Genomic DNA, 16390 nt, shown 5'->3' on the forward strand with positions numbered 1-16390 from the left:
CCATGTCCCACGCAGATCTCGTCTTCCAGGGTGGCAGGGCGTTCCTGGCGGACGCCGCGCGCTCGACCGCACAGGCAGTCGCCGTCACCAGCGGACGCATCAGCGCCGTCGGCCACGACCTGTCCGCGCTGATCGGCCCGCACACCGAGGTGATCGATCTCGCCGGCCGTCTGCTGGTCCCGGGGTTCCAGGATGCCCACGTGCACCCGGTCTGGGGCGGCCTGGATATGCTCCGCTGCGATCTCGCCCCGCTCGCGACCCGAGACGAGTACCTCGCTCGTATCGCCGAGTACGCGGGTGCGCATCCGGATGACGACTGGATCCTCGGCGGCGGTTGGCAGATGTCCGCCTTCCCCGGCGGCACGCCGACCGCGGCCGACCTCGATACGGTCGTGCCTGACCGCCCCGCGTTCCTTCCGAACCGCGACGGGCACGGAGCCTGGGTGAATTCCCGCGCCCTGGAGCTGGCGGGGATCACGCGGGAGACCCCGGACCCCGCCGACGGGCGGATCGAGCGGGATGCCGCGGGCAACCCCAGCGGGACCCTGCATGAGGGAGCCATGGGGCTCGTCAACCGGCTGCTTCCGCCTGAGCCTCTTTCGCGGCTGCAGGAGGCGCTCCTCATGGGGCAGCAGTACCTGCATTCCTACGGTGTCACCGCCTGGCAGGACGCGATCGTCGGGACCGAGTACGGTGATGCCGGCGACCCCCTGCCCGCCTATGTCGCGGCCGGGTCATCCGGTGCGCTGACCGGGCGCGTCGTCGGGGCGCTCTGGTGGGACCGCTCGCGCGGTCTCGAGCAGATCGATGACATCGTGGCGCGGCGCGCAGCCAGCACCGCGGGGCGGTTCTCCGCGCGCAGCGTCAAGATCATGCAGGACGGCGTCGCCGAGAACTTCACCGCGGCGATGCTCGAGCCGTACTGCGACGGTCATGGGCATCCGCGCGAAGACTCCGGCATCTCCTTCGTCGAACCGGAACTGCTGAAGGAGGCTGCCAGCCGCCTGGACGCACTCGGCTTCGCTCTGCATTTCCACGCCATCGGCGACCGCGCCGTGCGCGAGTGTCTGGATGCCGTCGAGGCGGCGCTGGGTCGGAACGGCCCGCGCGGCAACCGTCATCACATCTCGCACATCCAGGTCGTGCATCCCGACGACATCCCGCGTTTCCGTGCCCTCGACGTGACGGCCAATATGCAGATGCTGTGGGCGACGCTCGAGCCGCAGATGGTCGACCTCACGATCCCGTTCCTCGGCGACACGCGCTCGGCCTGGCAGTACCCCTTCGGTGACCTGCTGCGCTCCGGGGCCGCGCTCGCCGCGGGGAGCGATTGGTCGGTCAGCACGCCGAATCCGCTTGCGGCGATCCACGTCGCCGTCAATCGCCGGTCGGCGCCGACCGAGTGGGAGGGCGACTACGACCCTTTCCTGCCCGAGCAGGCGATCGACCTCGGCACCGCGCTCGCCGCCTACACGGCGGGCTCGGCGCGGGTGAATCACCTGGACGAGACCGGCACGATCGCCGTCGGCATGCTCGCCGACCTCGCGCTGCTCGATCGCGATCCCTTCGAGCATCCCGCCGAGGAGATCGGCCTGACCGAGGTGCTGGGCACCTGGGTCGAAGGGGAGCGCGTCTACGAGGCGTGACTCGGTCGCTCCGCTCCCTCGCTCAACGAACGGTGGGGTCAGAGGACGTCTTCCGCGCGGGTGAGGACTCCGCGGAGGATCTGCTCGATCTCCGCGAACTCGGCGGGGCCGACGGTCAGCGGCGGGGCGAGTTGGATCACGGGGTCGCCCCGGTCGTCGGCGCGGCAGTAGAGACCCGCTTCGAAGAGGGCGGGGGAGAGGAAGCCGCGCAGCAGCCGCTCTGACTCGGCGTCGTCGAATGTCTCCCTGGTCGCCTTGTCCTTCACCAGTTCGATGCCGAAGAAGTAGCCGTCGCCGCGCACATCGCCCACGATCGGGAGATCGAGCAGTTTCTCCAGTTCCGCGCGGAACAGCGGGGAGTTCTCGCGGACGCGTTCGTTGAGCCTCTCCTCGTCGAAGATGGCGAGGTTCTCCAGCGCGACCGCCGCCGAGACGGGATGGCCGCCGAATGTGTAGCCGTGCGGGAACGACATCTGCCCGTGCGAGAACGGCTCGTAGATCCGGTCGCTGATGATGGTCGCGCCGATCGGCGAGTAGCCGCTGGTCATCCCCTTCGCGCACGTGATCATGTCGGGGACGTAGCCGTACCCGGTGCAGGCGAAGGTGTGGCCGAGACGGCCGAATGCGCAGATGACCTCGTCGGAGACGAGCAGCACGTCGTGCCGGTCGCAGATCTCGCGTACTCGGGCGAAATAGCCAGGGGGAGGAGGGAAGCATCCGCCCGAGTTCTGCACCGGTTCCAGGAAGACGGCGGCGACGGTGTCGGCGCCCTCGAACAGGATCATCTCCTCGATGCGGTCCGCGGCCCAGCGGCCGAATGCCTCCTCATCGTGTGCGGGCGCGCCCATCTCCGCCGCGCGGTAGAAGTTCGTGTTCGGCACCCGGAAGCCGCCGGGGGCGACCGGCTCGAACATCGACTTCATTGCCGGGATGCCGGTGATCGCCAGGGCCCCGTGCGGGGTGCCGTGGTACGCGACCGAGCGCGAGATGACCTTGTGCTTGGTGGGCTTGCCCATCAGTTTCCAGTAGTGCTTCGCGAGCTTCAGTGCTGTCTCGACCGCTTCACCGCCCCCGGTGGAGAAGAACACGCGGTTGAGATCGCCCGGTGCCTCGTCGGCGAGCCGATCGGCCAACTCGATCGCCGCAGGATGCGCGTACGACCACAGCGGGAAGAAGGACAACTCGGATGCCTGCTGGGCGGCCGCGTGAGCCAGGCGACGCCGGCCATGGCCGGCGTTGACCACGAACAACCCGGCCAGTCCGTCGAAGTAGCGCTTGCCCTTCGCATCCCAGATGTGGTGCCCATCGCCCTTGACGATGATCGGGACCCCGTTCTCGGCCATCGTGGACTGGCGGGTGAAATGCATCCAGAGATGATCCTTCGCCATCTGCTGGAGCTCGGGTTCGGATGCGCGCGGGCGTGACGTGGTCATCTGGTCCCCCAGTTGTAGAGCTGCTTCTGCAGCTTGGCGTAGATGAAGGTCTCGGTCGAGAGCACGCCGTCGATGGGGCGGATGCTGTCGTTCAGCAGCGCGAGCAGGTCCTCATCGTCTTCGCACACGACCTCGGCGAGGACGTCGAAGGATCCGACGGTGATCACGACGTAGTCGATCGCCGGGATTGCGGCCACCGCTTCGGCGACGAGGCGCGCGTCACCCGACACCCGGATCCCGATCATCGCCTGACGGCGAAAACCCAGCTGCATCGGATCGGTGACGGCGACGATCTGCATGACCCCGGATTCCGTCAGCTTCTGCACGCGCTGGCGTACCGCGGCCTCGCTCAGTCCGACGACCCGCCCGATGTCGGAATACGAACGCCGTCCGTCCTCCTGCAGCAGTTCGATGATGGTCTTCGACACATCGTCGAGAGGGGAGTGCTTCTTCTTCGTGCCCATGGTGCGATCCTCGCACTCTTCGGGGCTTGATTCAATGGAAATCGTTGGTCGAATCTGGATCTACTTCCGAATTCGACCGAATTCGGTCACGGTTCCAAAGGTCCCAGCCACGCGGTCGCCACTGTCGCATGAGCCGATTCCGGGTCGGAGGGATGGAACGCACCCGCGAGGACATCACGGTAGAGCCGGGAGAGTTCGTTCGAGGTGAAGTAGGAGCCGCCGCCGGAGACCAGCATCGCCTCGTCGACGACCTTCTTCGCCATCACGACGGCGCGATGCTTGACGCCGGCGAGCAGCGGGAACCACCGGGCGCCGTTGTCGACGAGCTCGTCGACATCGCGGGCGAGGGTGGCGATCTGCGGCGGCAGGGCGTCATAGGCGAGACCCATTTCGGCGATCCGCCAGCGGATGTCGGGGTCCTGGCTGTAGGTCGCGCCGGTCTTCTTCGAGCGGCGCTTCTGCGCCGTCTCCACGGCGAGCTCCAGCGCCCGCCGTGCAAGCCCGGTGTACACGGAGGCGAGCAGGATCTCGAAGACGGCGAAGATGCCGAAGACGATCGGGTCGGGGTTCGGACCGGGATCGATGCGGCGCACGACATGCTCGGGTCGGGCGACGGCTCCGTTCAGGCGCGTCGTCCGGCTCTGCGTGCCTCGCATGCCGAGCGTGTCCCAATCGTCACCGGTGATGACCTCATCGGTGCGTTCGATGAAGGCGAAGACGAGTTTCGGCGCATCCTCGCCCGTGGTGTCCAGGCCGTGCAGGCCGAGCTTCGTCCACACCGGGGCGAGCGAGGTGAAGATCTTTGTGCCCGTGAACGCATAACCGCCGTCGGGGAGTGGCGCGGCATCCGTATCGCTGCCGAACAGCACGAGATCGTTGCCGCCCTCGCTGATGCCGAAGGCGAACACCTCGCCCTCGGCCGCGCCGTCCTGCACGAACTCCAAGCCGGGCACGCCCCGATCGGAGAAGACCTTGGCGACACCGGTCCAGACGAGGTGCATGTTGATCGCCAGCGCGGTGGCCGGTGCGGCCGTCGCCAGCCGCTGCTGCAGGATGGCGGCCTCGGCGAGGCCGAGGCCGGCGCCACCGCGTGAGGTCGGCACCAGGATCGACAGGTAGCCGGCGTCGCGCAGTTCGTCGAGATCCTGCTGCGGGAAGGTGTTCTCCCGGTCATGGATCGGTGCGCGCTCGCGGATCCTTTCCAGCAGGTCGTCCGGGAGGAACGCGGTGGGATCGAACGTACTCATGCCAGAGCCTCCAGCAATTGGCGGATGGATTCGTCCGGCTTGTCGCGATGCAGGGAATGCCCGGCTCCCGAGACGACGGACATCGTGATGTGCGGGTTGCTCGCGATGACCTCTTCGGCCAGCGTGCCGGTGAAGAGGCTGTAGACAGCGGGGTCGGCGCCGATCACGTGGGTCGGCACGCTCAGCCTGGCGGCATCCGCTCGCACATCCCACGGCTTGTTCTGCGCGCTGGTCTGCTCGACCGCCCAGCGGCTCGTGCGCAGCACGGCATCCACCTTCAGCTCCTGGTCCTGCGGATGCCAGTGCGGATGCTCTGCCTGCACGACATCGAGCCGGGGATCGGTGAAAGCGCGCTCCTGACTCTTGCGGATGACGTTCGCGTCGCGCCCGTCGACATGGATCGCCGGGTCGATGAGCACGAGCCGTCGTGTCCACCCCGGATCGGATGCCGCCGCGACGATGCTCGCTGCGCCGCCGAGGGAGTGGCCGATGACGGCGTCCCAGGACGAGCTGCCGTCTGGTCTGGTCTGCGCGAGGTCGGCGCCATAGGCGGTGACCGTGTAGTCCAGCGCCCGTGGGGCATCGCCGTGGCCGCGCAGATCCACTGCCGTCGCCTGCCAGCCATCGTCGGCCAGCGCGGTGCCGAGTCGCCACATGAGAGCCCCGGACGAGCCCAGTCCATGGACGAGCAGGGCGCGGCGCGAAGCGGTGGGATCGCCCCAGACGATGCGGGGGAGCGTGAGTGGCGCAGACATGTGTTCAGCCTAGGACGACGTGCGGTATCCGCGGCGTGGGGGGAGCGGCCTCAGCGGATCGGCGGCATGTCCGCGGCGATCGTGAGCACTCTGGCCGCCGCGGCGTGACCGGCCGCAAGGCGCTCGGCCAGGGGGCGATCCTCGAGGGTCGCCGCGAGGAAGCCGGAAGCGAAGGCATCGCCGGCGCCGACCGGCTCGACGACATCGACCTGCGGAGCGGGGACGAAGACCGGCTCCGCATCGCCGTGGAACGCGGTGGCGCCGATCTCGCCGTCCTTCACCACGAGCAGATCGCATCCGGGCAGGTGCGAGCGGATCTCCGTCGCCGTGCGCGTGCCCCAGATCCGCTCGGCCTCATCGCGTCCGACGAAGCAGATGTCCGAGGCGTCGGCCAGACGAGCGAGGGTGGCGGCGGCATCCGCCATGCTCCACAGCGGCCGGCGGTCGTTGACATCGAAGGAGACCAGCGCGCCCGCGGCACGTGCCTCGGTGAAGAGCTCGTCCACCATCGCGCGGCAGGATGCGGACAGCGCAGGGGTGATCCCGGTGGTGTGCACGATGCGGACACCGGCGAGCTGGTCGGCGGCCAGGAATCCCGGCGCCATCGACGCCGCGGCGGATCCTGCCCGGTAGTAGTAGACCGTGGAGCCCTCGGCGCCTGGATCCTTGAACATCACGCCGGTGGGAGCATCCGCATCGCGCTGCACCCACAGCTCGATCCCGCGGTCCGAGAGCTCCGACGCGATCCGCGAACCGAGCGGGTCATCGCCCAGCCGGGAGGCCCACGCCGAACGGTGCCCAGCGGAGACGATTCCCGCGGCGACGTTGGACTCCGCGCCGGCGAGTCCGAGCGTCGCGGCATCGGCGTCCGCCAGCGCGGCTCCGGTCGGAGTGATCAGCGCCATCGTCTCGCCGACGCAGACGATCGCGGGCGGGCTGACAGGGGGATGGATGCTCATGAAGGGGTGACCGCCACAGGTTCGGTGTCTGGATAGGGACTGGGATCGCGGTGCCGCAGATCGGGGAAGGAACGGACGAAGACGACGGAGACGATCAGGCCCACGGCGGCGAACAGTGCTGCTGCGAGGTACGCACCGCGCGCTCCGCCGGTGGCGTCGACCAGGAAGCCGCCGATGGCGGATCCGGCTGCGGCGCCGATGAGCTGCCCGGTGCCTGCCCAGCCGAACGCCTCGGCCGTCTCGCTGAACTTTACGCTCGCCGTCGTGATCGCGAAGAGCACGGCGAGGGCCGGGGCGATGCCGATGCCGGCGAGGATCAGCGTACCGCCGAGCCAGAAGGCGTCGAGCGAGACCATCGTCAACGAGAGGCCGATGGTGACGATGACGAACCGGCGGGCCATCGCCCAGGGTCCGATCGGAATGTGACCGAACGCGAGGCCGCCGGCGAGGCTGCCGACGGAGAACACCGCGAGGACGAGGCCGGCGGCGAGGCTGCCGTGCTCGAACGTCGCCACGACGCCGACCTCGACGGCCGCGCACGCCCCGATGAGGAGGAAGCCGATGACGGTCGCGAGCATCACAGGAGGCTTCAGCACGACCTTGCCGAACGCATTCCGACTGCGCGGGATGCGCACTCGTCCGACCTCGGGGGAGAGGATGAACCAGGCGCCGCCGCCGACGAGGATGATCGCGACCAGGAGCAGCCCCTGCACCGTGCCGACCTGGGTGGAGACGAGGGTGATGACCACCGGCGCGATGATCCAGATGATCTCCTGCAGCGACGCATCCAGCGAGAACAGCGGGGTCAGCTGCGACGAATTGACCAGCTTCGGGTAAATGGTGCGCGCCGCCGACTGGATCGGCGGGGTCGAAAGGCCGGCGATCATGCCGAGCGCCATGTACCCCGGCACGTTCAGCGGGAGCAGGGCCAGGGCGAGCACAGCGACGACGCAGACGCTGAGGGTGAGGGTGATGACGCGCCGCATCCCCCAGACGCCCATCCACCGGCTCGTGATCGGGCCGGCGACGGCCTGCCCGACCGAGGTGGCGGCGAGCACGAGACCGGCCGCGCCGTAGGAGCCGGTCTGCTGCTCCACGTGCAGCAGGATCGCCAGCGATGCCATCCCGTTGGGGAAGCGTGCGGTCAGCTGAGCTGCGATCATGCGCGCCACACCGGGCGTGCGAAGAAGATCCCGATATCCCGCCACCAGACAACGGTACCGGTGAGCGGCGTCGGCGGTGGATGTTCGAGTGGATGCGACACGCCGATGACACGCCGGAGGGCGCATTCCACAGGAAAACGAATGTCGGATGTCCCCCGTATCGTGCCCCCTGTGGATGGATCTGGATGAGGGGATGCGAAGCCGCATGATTCCGCGCTTCGCGACCCTTCAGAGGGTGCCTGCGCCTGTGGAAGAAACGGTGGAGAACCTGTGTTGTAGCAGTGGAGAGCGGTGGAAAACTACAGGGATGTAACTACTACCCCTTGTGGTCGCCCCCAATGTCCGTACCCATATGTAGTATTGAAGTCCCGGCGGGGGGTCTGCCGGAAATCAAAGAATTTGAGGGGATGAGATGTCGATCACGGTCTACACCAAGCCGTCCTGTGTTCAGTGCAACGCGACGTACCGCGCGCTGGATGCCAAGGGCATCGAGTATGAGATCCACGACCTGTCGGAAGACCCGACGGCTCTGGAGCAGGTCAAGGCGCTCGGCTACATGCAGGCGCCGGTCGTCGTCACTGACGAGGACCACTGGTCGGGCTTCCGTCCCGACAAGATCGACGCACTCGCCTCCCGCCTGGCGTGACGCACCATGAGCGCCGTCGCGACAGCCGCGCCGCTCCTGGTGTACTTCTCGAGCGTGTCCGGCAACACGGCGCGCTTCGTCGAGAAGCTCGGGCTTCCGGCGTCGCGCATCCCGCTCCACCGGCAGGAGGGTGATCTCGTCATCGACGAGCCCTTCGTGCTGGTGACTCCCACCTACGGCGGGGGTGAGGGGCGCGGCGTCGAACGAGGAGCCGTGCCCAAACAGGTGATCCGGTTCCTCAACGACGAGCGCAACCGGCGCCACATCCGCGGAGTGATCTCCGCGGGCAACACCAACTTCGGCGAGTCCTTCTGTCTCGCCGGTGACATCATCAGCCGCAAGTGTCAGGTGCCGCACTTGTACCGGCTCGAAATCTTCGGCACACAAGACGACGTGGATCGCGTGAGCGACGGATTGGAGCGACGGTGGAAGCTGGAACAGCAGTGACCGAGCAGGTGGCATTCAAGGGCAACCCGGCATTCGAGGGCATGGACTATCACGCCCTCAACGCGATGCTGAATCTGTACGACGCCGACGGCAAGATCCAGTTCGACGCCGACAAGCGCGCCGCACGGGAGTACTTCCTGCAGCACGTGAACCAGAACACCGTGTTCTTCCACTCGCTCAAGGAGCGGCTGGACTACCTCGTGGAGAAGGAGTACTACGAGGGTGCGGTCATCGAGAAGTACTCCTTCGACTTCATCCAGAAGCTCAACGACCTCGCCTACTCGAAGAAGTTCCGCTTCGCGACCTTCCTCGGCGCCTTCAAGTACTACACCAGCTACACGCTGAAGACCTTCGACGGCAAGCGCTACCTCGAGCGGTTCGAGGACCGTGTCGTGATGACCGCTCTCGGTCTCGCCGACGGCGACGAGGAGCTCGCGATCAACCTGGTCGAGGAGATCATCTCCGGCCGTTTCCAGCCGGCCACCCCGACCTTCCTCAATTCCGGCAAGGCACAGCGCGGCGAGCTCGTCAGCTGCTTCCTGCTGCGCATCGAGGACAACATGGAGTCGATCGCACGCGGTATCAACTCCGCGCTGCAGCTGAGCAAGCGCGGTGGCGGCGTGGCGCTCCTGCTGTCGAACATCCGCGAGTCGGGTGCGCCGATCAAGCAGATCGAGAACCAGTCCTCCGGCATCATCCCCGTGATGAAGCTCCTCGAAGACAGCTTCAGCTACGCCAACCAGCTCGGTGCCCGTCAGGGCGCGGGGGCGGTGTACCTCAACGCGCACCACCCCGACATCATGCGCTTCCTCGACACCAAGCGCGAGAACGCCGACGAGAAGATCCGCATCAAGACGCTTTCGCTGGGTGTCGTCGTGCCCGACATCACCTTCGAGCTCGCGAAGAACGACGAGGACATGTACCTGTTCTCGCCGTACGACGTCGAGAAGGTCTACGGCGTTCCCTTCGGCGACATCTCGGTCACCGAGAAGTACCGCGAGATGGTCGACGATGCTCGCATCAAGAAGACCAAGATCAACGCCCGCGAGTTCTTCCAGACCGTCGCCGAGATCCAGTTCGAGTCGGGCTACCCGTACATCATGTTCGAGGACACGGTGAACAAGGCCAACCCGATCAAGGGCCGGATCAACATGTCGAACCTCTGCAGCGAGATCCTGCAGGTGAACACGCCGACCACCTACAACGAGGACCTCTCGTACAAGGAGATCGGCAAGGACATCTCCTGCAACCTCGGTTCGATGAACATCGCGCTGTCGATGGATGCGGATGACCTCGGCCAGACCGTCGAGACGGCGATCCGTGCTCTCTCCGCGGTGAGCGACCAGAGTCACATCGGCTCGGTGCGTTCGATCGAGGACGGCAACGACCGCTCGCACGCGATCGGCCTCGGGCAGATGAACCTGCACGGCTACCTGGCCCGCGAGCACGTGTTCTACGGGTCCGAAGAGGGCATCGACTTCACGAACATCTACTTCTACACGGTGCTGTTCCACGCGCTGCGCGCGTCGAACAACCTCGCGATCGAGCGCAAGCAGGCCTTCGACGGCTTCGCGGACTCCACCTACGCGTCGGGGGAGTTCTTCGACAAGTACATCGAGCGTGCCTGGGTGCCCGAGACCGAGAAGGTCAAGGAACTCTTCGCCGGCAAGCACATCCCCACGCAGGAGGACTGGACCGAGCTGAAGGCGTCCATCCAGAAGCACGGCATCTACAACCAGAACCTGCAGGCGGTGCCGCCGACCGGCTCGATCTCGTACATCAACAACTCGACGTCGTCGATCCACCCGATCGCGTCGAAGATCGAGATCCGCAAGGAAGGCAAGCTCGGTCGCGTGTACTACCCGGCCGCGTTCATGACGAACGACAACCTGGAGTACTACCAGGACGCGTATGAGATCGGCTACGAGAAGGTCATCGACACGTACGCCGCCGCGACGCAGCACGTCGACCAGGGCCTGTCGCTGACGCTGTTCTTCAAGGACACCGCGTCGACGCGCGACATCAACAAGGCGCAGATCTACGCATGGCGCAAGGGCATCAAGACGATCTACTACATTCGCCTTCGTCAGATGGCGCTCGAGGGCACCGACATGTCCGAGTGCGTCAGCTGCATGCTCTGACGCTCCAGGGATTCTCGAACAGGAAAAGATGATGACCCCTCCCGAAAAACTCAAGCTGGTCGACCACGTGCAGGCGATCAACTGGAACCGCATCCAGGACGACAAGGATGTCGAGGTGTGGAATCGCCTCGTGAACAACTTCTGGTTGCCCGAGAAGATCCCGCTGTCCAACGACATCCAGTCGTGGAACACCCTCACCCCCGACGAGCAGTTGCTCACGATGCGCGTCTTCACCGGGCTCACCCTCCTCGACACGGTGCAGGCCACTGTCGGTGCCGTCTCGCTGATCCCCGATGCGATCACCCCGCACGAGGAAGCCGTCTACACGAACATCGCGTTCATGGAGTCGGTGCACGCCAAGAGCTACTCCTCGATCTTCTCGACGCTCGCGTCGACGAAGGAGATCGACGAGGCGTTCCGGTGGTCGCAGGAGAACCCGAACCTTCAGAAGAAGGCTCAGATCGTCATGGACTACTACCAGGGCGATGACCCGCTCAAGCGCAAGGTCGCCTCGACCCTGCTGGAGAGCTTCCTGTTCTACTCGGGCTTCTACCTGCCGATGCACTGGTCGAGCCGCGCCAAGCTCACCAACACCGCCGACCTCATCCGTCTCATCATCCGCGACGAGGCCGTGCACGGTTACTACATCGGCTACAAGTTCCAGAAGGGGCTCGAGAAGGAGACCCAGGAACGCCGCGACGAGTTGAAGGAGTACACCTTCAACCTCCTGTACGAGCTGTACGACAACGAGGTGCAGTACACGCAGGACCTCTACGACGGCGTCGGCCTGACCGAAGACGTGAAGAAGTTCCTGCATTACAACGCCAACAAGGCGCTGATGAACCTCGGCTACGAGGCGATGTTCCCGTCGTCTGTGACGAACGTGAACCCGGCGATCCTCTCGGCGCTCTCCCCGAACGCCGACGAGAACCACGACTTCTTCAGTGGTTCGGGTTCGTCGTACGTCATCGGCAAGGCCGAGGCCACCGAAGACGACGACTGGGACTTCTGAGAGCTTCTCTCCAAGGTCCCAGCGAAACAGCTGGTCAGGGGCCCGGATCCGCGAAATCTCGCGGGTTCGGGCCTCTTTCGTCCTAAGTGCACGCCGAGGGGAAGCGCTGCTCAGACGCTGGAAGGCTTCTCGCTCCACACCAGCAGGAACGCACCGAGTGCGATCATCAGGGCGCCTCCCGTCGCGCCCATCGCCTCCAGCCGCCGCGGTGAACGGCCGAACCATTCTCGTGCGGCGCTCGCGAGCAGTACCCACACAGCATCGCAGGCCACGCCGATCGTCACGACGATCGCACCGAGGACGAACAACTGCAGCGGGACCGACCCGGTCCGCAGGTCGGCGAACTGCGGAAGGATCGCGAGGAAGAACGCGATCGACTTCGGATTCGTGACACCGACGACGAATCCCTCCACGAGGAGCCGGTGGCCCGAGCGTTTCGGCTGCGCCCCGGTGATCGCGTTCGCGGCATCCCTTCGGTGCCGAATCGCCTGGATGCCGAGGAAGATCAGATACCCCGCGCCGAGGACTTTGACGACCGTGAACAGCACGGCTGACTGGGCGATCACGGTGCCGATGCCGAGCGCGACTCCGATCACGAGGATGATCGAGCCGATCGCGGTTCCGAGGATGCTGAGGAAACCGCCGAGGCGGCCCAGCGCCATGGCGCGGCCGATCGTGAAGAGCACGGTCGGACCGGGGATCGCGACCATGATGAACGCCGCGACGATGAACGTCGTGAGGGTCGCGGTGCTGAACATGGTGATGCGAGCCTATTCCCCTATGAAGGGCTACTTGCGGTTCGCGTGGTAGTACGCGAGCAGCGCCTTCGTCGACGCATCCTGGGCCTCGATCGCCGCCGCATCGCCCTCGATCGCCGGAGCGATCTGCGTGGCCAGCTGCTTGCCCAGCTCGACGCCCCACTGGTCGAACGAGTTGATCCCCCAGATCGTGCCCTGCGTGAACGTGATGTGCTCGTACAGCGCGATGAGCTGGCCGAGCACCTGCGGCGTGAGGGCCGGCGCGAAGATCGAGGTCGTCGGGCGGTTGCCGGCGAAGGTCCGGGCGGCGACGAGGGCACCGGTGGTGCCTTCGGCCTCGACCTCCTCGGCGGTCTTGCCGAAGGCGAGCGCCTTGGTCTGAGCCAGGAAGTTCGCCAGGAACAGCCCGTGCACGTCGCGGCCGTCGTCCTGCAGCGGGTACGCCGGGTTGGCGAACGCGATGAAGTCCGCCGGGATCAGGCGGGTTCCCTGATGGATCAGCTGGTAGAAAGCGTGCTGTCCGTTGGTACCCGGCTCGCCCCAGAACACCTCGCCGGTGTCCGTGGTCACCGGGCTGCCGTCCCAGCGCACGGACTTGCCGTTGGACTCCATCGTCAGCTGCTGCAGGTAGGCCGGGAATCGGCTGAGCTGCTGAGCGTAGGGGAGCACGGCGTGCGACTGCGCGTCGAAGAAGTTCACGTACCAGACGTTCAGCAGCCCCATCAGCACCGGCACGTTGCGCTCCAGCGGCGTCGTCCGCACGTGCTCGTCGACGGTGTGGAAACCGGTCAGCAGATCGCGGAACGCGTCGGGGCCGAGAGTGATCGCCAAGGAAAGGCCGATCGCGGAGTCGACGGAGTAGCGGCCGCCGACCCAGTCCCAGAAACCGAAGGCGTTCACGGGATCGATGCCGAAGGCGGCCACCTTGTCGAGGGCGGTCGACACGGCGACGAAGTGGTGCGCCACGGCGTCGACGCGCGATGCGTCATCGCCCGAGATCGCTCCGGATGCCCTCAACCCGGCCCACAGCCAGTCGCGGGCGAGCCGCGCGTTGGTGAGCGTCTCCAGAGTCGTGAAGGTTTTCGACGCCACGATGAACAGCGTGGTCTCGGGGTCGAGGTCGGCGGTCTTCTGCGCGAGGTCGGTCGGGTCGATGTTGGAGACGAAGAGAGCCTGGATGCCGGCATCCGCGTACGGCTTGAGCGCCTCGTAGACCATGACGGGACCGAGGTCGGAGCCCCCGATGCCGATGTTGACGACATGCGTGACCTTCTTGCCGGTCACGCCGAGCCAGTCTCCGGAGCGGACGCGATCGGCGAAGGCGGAGAGCGCATCGAGCACGGAGTGCACGTCGGCATCCACGTCCTGGCCGTCGACGACCAGCGCGGGCGCGGCACCGGCCGGGCGCCGCAGCGCGGTGTGCAGTACGGCGCGATCCTCCGTGGTGTTGATGTGCTCGCCTGCGAGCATCGCGGCGAAGCGGTCAGCCACTCCGGTCTGCTCCGCGAGGCGGAGGAGCGCGGAGATCACGTCGTCGGTGACGAGATTCTTCGAGAGATCGACGTGCAGATCGCCGAGGGGCAAGGACAGCCGCTCGGCGCGGGACGGATCTGCGGCGAACCAGGCGCGGAGGTCGGGTTCGAAGGACGCGTGCAGAGCGCTGAGCTCGGCCCAGGCGGGGGTGCGGGTGGGATCGATCGGGGCGGTCATGCGTCCAAGGTACCCCCACGGCGGGAGGTCTTCCGGCCGGATGACGGCGGCACTCATCCGGAGTGAGCGACGGATGCCGCGGGGGTTCGTTCGCCCCCGCGGCATCCGCTCTTTCACACCGGTTCTGTCGTCACTTCACGGTCGCGGTGTACGCTCCCGATCCCGCGTACGACTTCACGACGAGGCGATAGGTGCCAGACGAGGCGTTGTACGTGAACTTCTCGTCGGCGTCAGCCGAGGTGCCCTGGGCGACGGTGTACCACCCGAAGGAGTATCGCTTCTGCAGGTAGACATCGAAGTCCGCGCCGGTCGGCCCGTCGAGGCAGACCTCAAGCGCGCCGGAGGTGCGAGAGAAGGTCGGCGATGTCACCTGCTGCCCGTTGCTCAGTGAGCCCGACGACACGGTCGTGCCAGAGCAGACGCCAGGGTCGACAGCCGTGACCGTGAACGCGAACGCCGCTGAGTCCGTCGAGACGGGAGCAGACGCATCCGTCACCGTTACCGTCACGTTCGACGTGCCCGCCGCAGTCGGCGTCCCTGAAATCGTGCCCGTGGAGGCGTCGATCGCGAGACCCGCGGGAAGACCGGTCGCGGAGAACGCATACGGAGCGGTGCCGCCCGTGACGGAAACAGCGAGGTCGACGGCCTGGCCGACCTTGCCGGTCTGATCGCCGATTGCGGCGAGGTCGACCGCGACCGGCTCCGGGTCGCCGGAGTTCAGGAAGCCGGTGTACAGCAGGCGATTCGGCGACGCGGAGGTGAGACCGGAGAGCTTGCCGGTCGACGCGTTGTCGACGATGGCTGCCTGCACCTGCGCCGGCGTCGCGCCGGGGTTCTCGCCGAGGTACAGGGCGGTGGCGCCCGTCGTGTGCGGCGAAGCCATCGACGTGCCGGAGATCGTGTTCGTCGCGTCATCGCCGGTCGGCCAGGCCGACAGGATCTCGGTGCCTGGCGCCCAGACGTCGAGGCATGAGCCCCAGCTGCTCGTTCCGGCCTTGGCGTCAGTACGCGTCGAGTTGCCGACGGTGATGCCTTCCGGCACGAGCTGCGGGCTGTAGCGGCACGCGTCGTCGTTGCTGTTGCCAGCTGCCTGAACCCAGGTGACGCCGGAGGCGACGAGGTTCTTGACGGCCTGATCGGTTGCCGGGCTGGAGCACGCGGTGCGGCAGCCGATGCTGTAGTTCGCCGTCGCGGGCTTCACTGCGTTCTCGGTGAGCCACTCGATCGCCTCGATGATGTCGGCGCTGGAGCCGGATCCCTGGCAGTCGAGCACGCGCACCGGGTGGACGGTGGCCTTCTTGGCCACGCCGTATGTGCTGCCCGCAGCAGTGCCGGCGACGTGCGTGCCGTGACCGTTGCAGTCCTGGGCGGTTCCGCCCGGGGTGACCGCGTCGAAGCCGGGCTTCATGCGCCCGGTGAACTCCGAGTGGGAGCTGCGGATGCCGGTGTCGACGATGTAGACGTTCACTCCCGCACCTGCCGACGCGGGGTAGGTGTAGCTCTGATCGAGGGGCAGGTCGCGTTGATCGATGCGGTCATCGCCCCAGTTCGGCGGGTTGACCTGCTCGTCGAGAGCGTAGAAGGTCTGCGCCTGTTCGACGTACTCGACGCGGTCGTCCGACGCGATCGTCAGCGCCTCCGCTTCGCTGAGGACGGCCGAGTACCCGGTGAGCGCAGCGTTGAAAGTGCTCAGCACTTCTCCGCCGATTTCGTTGGTGATAGCGGATGAGACGTCGTCGGCGGTGCCGATCTCACCGGGGGACTTCAGTACGACGATGTACTCGCCCGGAATGGCGTTCGTGGAGCTTGCGCCGACGATCTCGGGATCACCGGTCGAATCGGTGCTCGCTCCAGCGAACGATGGTGTCAGGATGATGGCCGTGCATGTGAGGAGTGCTGCCGCGGTGGCGGCTCCTCGTGACGCGGCGTTGCGCCACGGGGTCTTCTTGAACAATGGATTCCCTCTCGTTGTGGTGATGAGGGCGTCTTGTGGACGCCCCGCGCTGACG

General features: G+C 66.5%; 14 protein-coding genes. 5 read left to right on the plus strand and 9 right to left on the minus strand.

Going from position 1 to position 16390, the window contains the following annotated elements:
* Positions 1–2 precede the first annotated feature (2 nt).
* Positions 3–1646 (plus strand): amidohydrolase, encoded by a 1644-nt coding sequence (locus LTA6_RS12090; RefSeq protein ID WP_407357918.1) that lies wholly within the window; start codon positions 3–5, stop codon positions 1644–1646.
* A 38-nt stretch (positions 1647–1684) separates the two neighbouring features.
* On the opposite strand, the gene LTA6_RS12095 is transcribed toward LTA6_RS12090, so the two are convergent.
* From LTA6_RS12095 to LTA6_RS12120, 6 genes are all read right to left on the minus strand, one after another.
* Positions 1685–3079 (minus strand): aspartate aminotransferase family protein, encoded by a 1395-nt coding sequence (locus LTA6_RS12095; RefSeq protein WP_407357919.1) that lies wholly within the window; start codon positions 3077–3079, stop codon positions 1685–1687.
* Complete coding sequence (locus LTA6_RS12100) at positions 3076–3543, minus strand: Lrp/AsnC family transcriptional regulator (protein ID WP_341974000.1); 468 nt, start codon at positions 3541–3543, stop codon at positions 3076–3078. The genes LTA6_RS12095 and LTA6_RS12100 overlap by 4 nt, the downstream gene beginning before the upstream one ends.
* An 86-nt stretch (positions 3544–3629) precedes the next feature.
* Entirely contained in the window at positions 3630–4790 is a 1161-nt protein-coding gene (locus LTA6_RS12105; RefSeq protein ID WP_407357920.1) for an acyl-CoA dehydrogenase family protein, read from the minus strand.
* On the minus strand, positions 4787–5545 hold the full coding sequence (locus LTA6_RS12110; protein ID WP_407357921.1) for an alpha/beta fold hydrolase: 759 nt from the start codon (positions 5543–5545) through the stop codon (positions 4787–4789). The genes LTA6_RS12105 and LTA6_RS12110 overlap by 4 nt, the downstream gene beginning before the upstream one ends.
* A 50-nt stretch (positions 5546–5595) precedes the next feature.
* Entirely contained in the window at positions 5596–6504 is a 909-nt protein-coding gene (locus LTA6_RS12115) for a sugar kinase (RefSeq protein ID WP_407357922.1), read from the minus strand.
* Positions 6501–7667: an MFS transporter gene (locus tag LTA6_RS12120; protein ID WP_407357923.1), complete on the minus strand. Its 1167-nt coding sequence runs from the start codon at positions 7665–7667 to the stop codon at positions 6501–6503. Before LTA6_RS12120 ends, LTA6_RS12115 begins: the two co-directional genes overlap by 4 nt.
* Before the next feature lie 412 nt (positions 7668–8079).
* Between LTA6_RS12120 and nrdH the strand changes: the two genes are divergently transcribed.
* From nrdH to nrdF, 4 genes are read left to right on the plus strand one after another with little or no spacing between them, the layout of a single operon-like run.
* Positions 8080–8313, plus strand: coding sequence for a glutaredoxin-like protein NrdH (gene nrdH / locus LTA6_RS12125; RefSeq protein WP_102191535.1), 234 nt, complete (start codon positions 8080–8082; stop codon positions 8311–8313).
* Between the two features lie 6 nt (positions 8314–8319).
* Positions 8320–8760, plus strand: coding sequence for a class Ib ribonucleoside-diphosphate reductase assembly flavoprotein NrdI (gene nrdI / locus LTA6_RS12130; protein WP_341974006.1), 441 nt, complete (start codon positions 8320–8322; stop codon positions 8758–8760).
* Between the two features lie 41 nt (positions 8761–8801).
* A complete protein-coding gene (gene nrdE / locus LTA6_RS12135) occupies positions 8802–10901 on the plus strand; it encodes a class 1b ribonucleoside-diphosphate reductase subunit alpha (protein WP_407359274.1) in 2100 nt (699 codons plus the stop codon).
* Positions 10902–10932: 31 nt separating this feature from the next.
* Positions 10933–11913 carry a class 1b ribonucleoside-diphosphate reductase subunit beta gene (nrdF, locus tag LTA6_RS12140; RefSeq protein ID WP_341974007.1) on the plus strand — a complete coding sequence of 327 codons (981 nt, stop codon included), beginning with the start codon at positions 10933–10935 and terminating at the stop codon, positions 11911–11913.
* Positions 11914–12023: 110 nt separating this feature from the next.
* On the opposite strand, the gene LTA6_RS12145 is transcribed toward nrdF, so the two are convergent.
* The 3 genes from LTA6_RS12145 to LTA6_RS12155 all read right to left on the minus strand — a co-directional run bounded on the left by LTA6_RS12145 (position 12024) and on the right by LTA6_RS12155 (position 16335).
* Positions 12024–12671: a LysE family translocator gene (locus LTA6_RS12145; RefSeq protein WP_407357924.1), complete on the minus strand. Its 648-nt coding sequence runs from the start codon at positions 12669–12671 to the stop codon at positions 12024–12026.
* A 30-nt stretch (positions 12672–12701) separates the two neighbouring features.
* On the minus strand, positions 12702–14381 hold the full coding sequence (gene pgi / locus LTA6_RS12150) for a glucose-6-phosphate isomerase (protein ID WP_407357925.1): 1680 nt from the start codon (positions 14379–14381) through the stop codon (positions 12702–12704).
* Between the two features lie 130 nt (positions 14382–14511).
* Positions 14512–16335, minus strand: a complete 1824-nt coding sequence (locus LTA6_RS12155; protein ID WP_407357926.1) for a S8 family serine peptidase — start codon at positions 16333–16335, stop codon at positions 14512–14514.
* Positions 16336–16390: the final 55 nt, after the last annotated feature.

Origin of the sequence: Microbacterium sp. LTA6 (genome assembly GCF_045690355.1) — a bacterium.
In the GTDB taxonomy this organism is placed as follows: Bacteria; Actinomycetota; Actinomycetes; order Actinomycetales; family Microbacteriaceae; genus Microbacterium.